Origin of the sequence: Sporomusa acidovorans (assembly GCF_900101845.1) — a bacterium.
Classification (GTDB): Bacteria; Bacillota; Negativicutes; order Sporomusales; family Sporomusaceae; genus Sporomusa; species Sporomusa acidovorans.
The window spans coordinates 61,144-68,766 of sequence record NZ_FNAM01000031.1 but is presented as its reverse complement, the minus strand read 5'-3'; the positions used below and the strand labels follow the sequence as shown (position 1 = coordinate 68,766).

Annotated in this window: 9 protein-coding genes and 1 pseudogene; 2 read left to right on the top strand and 8 right to left on the bottom strand. The window is 40.3% G+C overall.

Features of this window, described 5'->3' with window-relative positions; genetic code table 11:
* The first annotated feature begins 257 nt into the window (after positions 1–257).
* Complete coding sequence (locus tag BLR65_RS19185; RefSeq protein WP_093795783.1) at positions 258–470, top strand: hypothetical protein; 213 nt, start codon at positions 258–260, stop codon at positions 468–470.
* A gap of 343 nt (positions 471–813) precedes the next feature.
* Here the strand turns inward: BLR65_RS19185 and BLR65_RS19180 are convergent, their stop codons facing one another.
* The 3 genes and pseudogenes from BLR65_RS19180 to BLR65_RS31005 all read right to left on the bottom strand — a co-directional run bounded on the left by BLR65_RS19180 (position 814) and on the right by BLR65_RS31005 (position 2,790).
* Complete coding sequence (locus BLR65_RS19180) at positions 814–1,206, bottom strand: DnaA N-terminal domain-containing protein (RefSeq protein ID WP_093795782.1); 393 nt, start codon at positions 1,204–1,206, stop codon at positions 814–816.
* 97 nt (positions 1,207–1,303) lie between these two features.
* A complete protein-coding gene (locus BLR65_RS19175; protein ID WP_093795781.1) occupies positions 1,304–1,591 on the bottom strand; it encodes a hypothetical protein in 288 nt (95 codons plus the stop codon).
* 482 nt (positions 1,592–2,073) lie between these two features.
* Positions 2,074–2,790, bottom strand: a pseudogene (locus BLR65_RS31005) (tyrosine-type recombinase/integrase).
* 604 nt (positions 2,791–3,394) lie between these two features.
* Between BLR65_RS31005 and BLR65_RS19160 the strand changes: the two are divergent.
* Entirely contained in the window at positions 3,395–4,213 is an 819-nt protein-coding gene (locus BLR65_RS19160; RefSeq protein WP_093795778.1) for an alpha/beta fold hydrolase, read from the top strand.
* A 7-nt stretch (positions 4,214–4,220) separates the two neighbouring features.
* Here BLR65_RS19160 and BLR65_RS19155 read toward each other — a convergent pair whose 3' ends face one another.
* From BLR65_RS19155 to BLR65_RS19135, 5 genes are read right to left on the bottom strand one after another with little or no spacing between them, the layout of a single operon-like run.
* Complete coding sequence (locus BLR65_RS19155; RefSeq protein WP_093795777.1) at positions 4,221–4,649, bottom strand: DUF4342 domain-containing protein; 429 nt, start codon at positions 4,647–4,649, stop codon at positions 4,221–4,223.
* Positions 4,650–4,708: 59 nt separating this feature from the next.
* Positions 4,709–5,443 (bottom strand): DNA repair protein RecO, encoded by a 735-nt coding sequence (gene recO / locus BLR65_RS19150; RefSeq protein WP_093795776.1) that lies wholly within the window; start codon positions 5,441–5,443, stop codon positions 4,709–4,711.
* Complete coding sequence (locus tag BLR65_RS19145) at positions 5,434–5,622, bottom strand: YqzL family protein (RefSeq protein ID WP_093795775.1); 189 nt, start codon at positions 5,620–5,622, stop codon at positions 5,434–5,436. Before BLR65_RS19145 ends, recO begins: the two co-directional genes overlap by 10 nt.
* 51 nt (positions 5,623–5,673) lie before the next feature.
* The gene (locus BLR65_RS19140) at positions 5,674–7,008 is read right to left on the bottom strand and encodes a hemolysin family protein (RefSeq protein ID WP_245692928.1); all 1,335 of its coding nucleotides are present in this window, start codon (positions 7,006–7,008) and stop codon (positions 5,674–5,676) included.
* A gap of 28 nt (positions 7,009–7,036) precedes the next feature.
* On the bottom strand, positions 7,037–7,621 hold the full coding sequence (locus tag BLR65_RS19135) for a DUF502 domain-containing protein (protein ID WP_093795773.1): 585 nt from the start codon (positions 7,619–7,621) through the stop codon (positions 7,037–7,039).
* Positions 7,622–7,623: the final 2 nt, after the last annotated feature.

Genomic DNA, 7,623 nt, shown 5'->3' with positions numbered 1-7,623 from the left:
AGAAAGTCCTGTTCATAGATGACCTCTAGTATGTCTGCCGCTGCACGTTGGACAACTTTGTCCGCCATTGCCGGTAGTCCTAACGGGCGCAATTTTCCTTCCCCTTTCGGGATATACACCCGTTTTACCAGCTTCGCATGGTATCGCTTGTTTTTCAGATCATCTACAGTTGCTTGGATATTGCTTGCTAAATCCTTGGCATAGTCATCAGAGGTTGTTCAACTACAGGGCCTCCCAAGTTCCTGGTGTTTCTTTCGATGCGTGCCATGTTCTCCGACCCCGACAGGCCTCCAGAATCTCACCAATTTGATTCTTTCGTGTTGGCTTCCATGTTTGATATGCCACAAGAAATGCTGGAACGTCAGAAGGAAAAAGCAATAAAGCAAGCTATAAGGCTTCTGATTTCCAATGGTTTAATTAAAGCTTCTGACATTTCTGCGATATTTCCCTTCTGCGTAGAGTTTGTGTGAGAACTTATTCATAACACAGAATGGGGTCATTTGTCTCTATTTTTTTGTATTTGTTATTTATTGGAATGAGTTTTTCTCATTCATAGTTTAATATTTAGTGTGAAATCTGTTTCACCCACCGGATTGAACGTAGCTTCACCCCTACTAAAATCATCAGGCAACGGGAACAGGTGTATATTTCTTTATCATTGTTGATCGTTCATCACCCTCGCAGCCTTTTAAGGCGCTTATATATTCTTTTATTTCTTCACTTTTATTTATTAGTGGACGCTTGGCGGCTAACTGTATAGACGTTTGGCGACTAACTGAGAGGTAGCGTACTGTTTGGATATGCAGTCAATATCTATTCCATTGCCTGCAACGATTCAACGAATTTGATTGCCTGCTCCTGCTTTTCTAGAGTTAATCCTTGAAAATCCTGTAATAACTTTTCAATTGGAGTTAACGATCGCGGTTTCTTGACTTTTGAAACCGATAAAGGTAAGTCAAGATTAACGTAAACAATATCAATGTCTCTTCCTATATGTCGTTTAACCAAATCCCTTAGAAGTTCAGTATAGCGTTCTTCCATCCATTCTTTTATAAATTGCTTTGGTGTCCCAATAATAAATTCTTGTTTGTTTACTTCAATAGGAACCAAATTAGCTATCCAAGTATCAAATAAAGGCTTCATTATTTCCCTTCTTAAATCCAAAAGTATTTGATTCCATAGTATAGCAAGCTCAGATTGAATCATATTCGAAAAACCTCCTAAAAATTATTTTTAATTTAAATCCTCTCAAATTTAACTTTCAAAGAAAATAAAAGAACCGGCTGTTACACCGGCTATGTACTTATATATTTATTGCCTTTCTAAGCCTATCTAACTCCCTGTCATGTTTACGGATTAATAAATCTTGTGTATCAACCTTCATTGATATAGCATTGAGTTTCTCCAATATCATGTCATTAACGTCTTGCTGTGCTTCCCTTGCGTCTACTAAAGCCCCTAACATATTACCGTGTTTCTCTTCTATTCGTGTTGTAGTGGCCTTTAATTCTTGCTGTCCTACCTTTAACTCCTTGATATCTGACTCCATACTGTCCAGCTTTGCCAATACTTGCTTGAGTAATTCTTCCACGCTAACCACTCCTTATTATTGATTATAACATACACAGCCCCTAACGGCTTTTATTTTTTTACATTTAAACCTGGTCACAAGGCTAAGGCTTTGTTATTATACGGTTTCCTCAATTAAAAATATATTGCAACTTATGGCTATTTCAATTTTTTCTAACATTCTAATTTACCACGTTAATTGCAACATATTGAATACTAAATTATACCAGAAAAATCGAATATATGGAATAATCTTTTTAATTGATAATAATTATTGATTATGTTATGCTTTAGTCAAGCAATACCATATAACAAAATTTGGAGGGATACATTATGAAATTACTTTCCTGGATTGTAAAGGAAATGGAAAAGCGCGATAAGCTGATCAAAAAAGAAACTCTCTTTAGAAACGCAAAATAATGTCGGATAACTCATTAGCTGCCTCATAACCCCCTGGTCTAAGAATTTAGGCTTGGGGGTTAATTTTATGCTGGTTTACTAGCCTTATAAATTCGTATATGAGCATATTGGTGTCGCTTTTTTGTGACTATTCTTAATGTCCGCTTGAACTAAATTTACATAGACTCGCGTCATGTCTAGCTTTACGTGGCCCATAATTTTCTGAAGCACAAACAAGTTACCGCCGTTTCGAACAAACCAAAGCGCAAAAGTATGGCGTAGGTGATAAGGTGTCACAGTAACGCCCAATTTTTCGCTGTAAATTTTAAATCTTTTTTGAAAATCATGTGACGATAAGCGATGCCCGCCCATTGTAAAAAAAACAGGAACATCATTTCCCCAATTTTCATGCCGTGCATAAATAAGTTTTTTTATTCATGCAATAACATTTGGCGATAAAGGCAAGATTCTCAATGTATTAGTTTTTGAAACCGCTTCACGAACTATTATTTGAGAATTAGAAAAATCAATATCGTCAATGGTTATCTGCAATAACTCGTTTGGCCTAATGCCATTATCCAACATAACCAACATAGCAGTATAGTCACGCAGCCCAACAAATAGGCTTTTATCTGGTATTGATAGTAAATCCTCTATGGTTTCCTGTGAGTGTTCCACCATCCGAACAGAGTGTCTTTTATATTTCAAACCATTACAAGGATTTTCTTGTATTACTCCCTCACCAATACAATACTCAAAAAACTGTCGTAAGGCTTGGAGTTGCTTATTATAATATTCATTTGATTTGCCGCCTAAAAACATTAATACGGCTCTTTGTAGCTTCTTGGCATCTTGAATGTTGCCTTTATATTCTGCAAAAAAGTGGTTTAGCGTGTGCTTGAAACTAGTTATTGTCATTGAAGTAACTTGTTGAGCTTCTTTATAATATGTAAACTCTAACGCCAAAGAAAACGGATTTATGTCACTTTGAATATTTTTAACAACAGTCCCTTTTTTCACAACAAAAAAACACTCCTTAGACATTAATTTATCCAAGAAGCGTACTAGTCTTGTTATTATGCAAATACGTCACAGGGTACAATTGCGGCTTGGAAAGGCCTTTCACCTTTTTCTACCAGGCTTGCACTCCCCCCGGTTCGCTGCATATAAGGCTACTTATTTCCCGCATTGCCGTAATTATAAGTCAAAATATAGCAAGGCAAAAAACACCCGTATCTATGTATTTTTTGTCTTACAGGTCTTCCTGCTTGCCAATAGTATATCACAACAAATATAAATAACACAAGCCTTTCCAAATCATTTGCAGGTCTGTATTGATATTATCCGCACAAAAATATGCCTTCAAGTAACAAACTACCAATAACCGACATAACATAAAATTAAAAGAATATGAGGAGGGTTATTGATGGGATTATTTATTAAAGTCGAGCCAGGCGTTAAAGTTTACGTAGAAGATCTTAACCCAGGGGGCTGCAAAACGATTGTATTTCTCCACGGCTGGCCTGCAAGCCATAGAATGTTTGAATATCAGTTTGATCAACTGCCTAAACGAGGATACCGCTGCATAGGAATTGACCAAAGAGGATTTGGAAACTCTGATAAACCCTGGACAGGGTATGCCTACGATACATTAGCAGACGATGTTCGCGGTGTGGTCGAAGCACTCGATTTACATGGATTTGTGCTTGCCGGCCACTCCACAGGGGGTGCCATTGCCATTCGCTATATGGCTCGTCACAAAGGGTACGGAGTTTCCAAACTTGCCCTTTGTGCCGCAGCTGCGCCTAGTCTTATTCAACGACCGTATTTTCCTCATGGACAGACAAGAGAAGCTGTCCTCAAAATCATTCAGGACACCTATAGCAACCGCCCAGAAATGCTGCGGGGATTTGGAGATATGTTCTTCTATCAGCATACAACACAAGCTTTTGCCGATTGGTTCTTTCAAATGGGACTGCAGGCGGCAGGCTGGTCCACTATAGCGGTGGCAACTTCCTGGTTAGACGAAGAAAGACTATTTGAAGATCTCGGAAAAATACACGTTCCTACATTAATTCTTCATGGTATTCACGACAAAGTTTGTTTCTTTCCATTAGCAATTGCACAAAATGAAGGAATTGAAAATTCCCTGCTCATTCCTTTCAAATATAGTGGACATGGACTATTTTATGACGAACGCGACAAATTCAACAAGGAACTAATTCAATTTACTGAAGAAGGTTAATAAATTATCACAATTTGCTTTGAGAAGATTCATCCATATCCTCCGGAGATGCCTGCTCCGGCTCTTCGCGCACTACCTCAATGGTGCAGCGTTTAAATACGGCCACCAGCACTCCTAGAGCAGCTAATTGCGGTAAAACTACCGCACCAATGGCACCAAGAGCCACCGGTATTTCAGCCAAAACCCGTCCCTCATGCTTAATGCGTATTTTATTTACGTTTCCTTCGCGAATAAGTTCCTTGACTTTGTCAATAACTTCCGTGGAGCGCACGGAAAACTCTTCTGTCCAGTTAGAGCCTGTCTTGGTTTTATCTTCAAGCTCAATAAGAGTATCGATTACATTGCCTTCATTTCGTTCCAAAGCTTCTTTGGCTTCACGGTACGAAACACCTGTACGCTCGCGAATTAGGTCAATTTTTTCCAAAGTAATATCCATGTACATACCCTCCAATAGTTTTGCGTAGTTTTCCCCGATTGAAGAGTCCTTATTCTTTCTTATTTTATCTTATTGATGAAATCCAAAGATTTAAGAGGACGGTCTAACTGGTAGCGAACAAAGCCATAAAGCAGACTCTCAGTAGCCGTTATTAGCCTTGTGTGAACTGTAAATTCACCAGGCTGCTTCAAATCAATTGCTAACAATTTAGCCAAAAAATCCTTAGTTAACCGATCAAAAACAGGAGCGTCCGGCAAACTGCATGCTAGGCAGGTGCCCCCACCCTCTGCGAAACTAAAAGCAGCCGGCCACTCCAGTTTTCGGCCACAGTGAGTACAGTATTCAAATTCCGGTTGAAAGCCCGCCAGAACCATAAGCTGCCAGGCACCAATCAATGCGGCGATACGCGGATTGCGGACTGCTAACAATGCAAGAATAGCTAAAAGCATATCATACGCCGTCGGTTCAGCCTGGCGCTCCGGCCAAAGGCCGATGGCCAGTTCAGCGATAAAATTGGCATAGGCTAATCGGGTTAAGTCTTCACGAATCTCTTTGAAGGACGTTTGAATTTCACATTGTTTAATAATGTCCATGCCTTTACCGCTGGTCATTAGCAAATTAAAATGGGTAAACGGTTGCAGACCGCCACCCAGCTTATTTTTAGGTTTGCGGACATCATAGGCCATAGCGGTAATAATCCCGTGTTCCCGGGAAAACAAAGTAACCATTCTGTCGGTGGCACCCCAGTCGCGTGCCGCCAACAGAATGGCTTCCATTAGATATTCTATTGCCATCTAACCTCACGTGATACATGATCTAAAAAATATTCTGGTACAGCTGTTTTTTCTGTGGCTTCATCCGCTGACTGCTGCTGGCTGGTAACATGACAATCTAAACAGGCACGATAGGCAAGGTAAGCATCGATATTACCGGTACTTAAAAAAATCTCCCACATTGTTTCCCGTAATAACATTCGACATCATCCCTTCAACTAAAATTGATATACAGGACTAGCCACAAACTATTAAATTATCTGTGAAGCCTCTTCCGCCGCTACTTTCTGCGGAAAAAGCGGCACCGCCTTAACCCTTACAATTCTAAAACCGTTAACACTAAGGACTTCAAATGAATAGTCGCCAATATTCACCTTATCGGCGACTTCCGGGCGACGCCCCAGCATGCCAAATATAAATCCCCCCAATGTATCTTCCTCGTGTTCTTCCAAGTGAATATTTAAAAGTTCTGTCACATCATCCAGAAGAACTCCACCGTCGAATTCAAAACTTCCATCCGGGAAACGCTGAATCTCAACGCTTTCTATCGCATCATGTTCATCGTGAATATCGCCCACGATCTCTTCAATTACATCTGCGAGCGCTACCAATCCTGCCGTACCGCCATATTCATCAGCAACAATCGCCAAATGCGTACGCTTGCGTCGCATAACCTGTAATAGATGAGCAACCGACATTCCTTCAGGAACTACCAATATCTCCCGCACAATAGAAGTCAAATCTTGCTTTCCATTTGAGCACACATTAAAATCCATTAAATCACGAATATGAACCATGCCGATAATATGGTCTTTATCTTCCATACATAGTGGATAACGAGTATGAACAGTCTCCCGTACCACCCGCATATTTTCCTCGAACGGATCATCGGCAAATAAGCATACCATATCTTGCCGCGGTACCATAATTTCCCGGGCTAAGCGGTCAGCAAAATCAAAAACATTATCGATAAGCTCGCTTTCCATCTGATTAAGCACGCCACCGCGATGACTGGCACTAACAATCATCCTCAATTCTTCTTCCGAATGAGCCAAATCACCTTCGTTAACTGCCTTCATTCCCATAAGACTCAAAATCAACTTGGCCGTACGGTTAAATAGCAAAATAATTGGATAGCCAATTTTATGGAAAATATACAGTAGCCAAACACAGGCCAGTGCCATAGTTTCCGAGCGTTGAACCGCCATTGACTTGGGGACAAGCTCACCTAAAACAATGTGCAAGAATGTAATGATTATAAATCCTAATGCAATACTGATAGAAGTAACTAGCCATTCGGCTTCAGGGAAATAATAAACTAACGTCGGTTCAATTAAAGAGGAAATGGCCGGTTCCCCCAACCACCCGAGTGCCAGCGAAGCCAACGTAATCCCCAGTTGAGTAGCTCCCAAATAAGTGTCAAACGTAGACACAACTCTTAACGCTAGCTTAGCCCGGTTATTGCCCTGCTGAACCAGTTCTTCCAGGCGGGTTTTGCGAATTTTGACCAATGAAAACTCAGCCAACACAAAAAAGCCATTTATTAAAACCAGTAACAGAGCGGCCGCCAGTTTTACTAAGCTCAATAAAGGCGAATCTATAAAGCATCTCTCCCTAATTAGTGGAATCATTACCGCGTGGCATAACAGCACCCGCCGTAATAACATATTGCAATGCGCTTTCGCTTGTTACGTCTAAAGGTATTATGTCCCGTATGGGCAAAATAATATTAAAACCGGATGTCAGATTAAGGCTCATGGGAACAAAGACGCATACATGCTTTTCAGTAAATTTATCGGCTAACGGAGCCGATAGTTCCGGCATAACAAAGCCTAGCGCCTTGACTCCCGGATGCGGATAAGGAACCAATACGGCATTATTAAGTAATTTCTGGGATTCAAAAACGGCCGTTGATAGTTGCTTAACACTATTATAAATAAACTTTATCACCGGTATGGAACCTACCAAACGTTCCCCATAACCAATTATCTTTTTTAAAAGCCAGTACGAAGATAACCAGCCGACAAGAACAATGAAAAATAGGACAACAATCAGAGCCAAACCCGGAAAATGAATAGGCAAATACTGTCCCAGCAGCCGTTCAGTAACTGCAAAAATATTAATAATAACAAAAGCTGTGATTGCAATTGGTACAATGACAATCAAACCATTAACAAAATACTTAGAAACCCACTTCATTC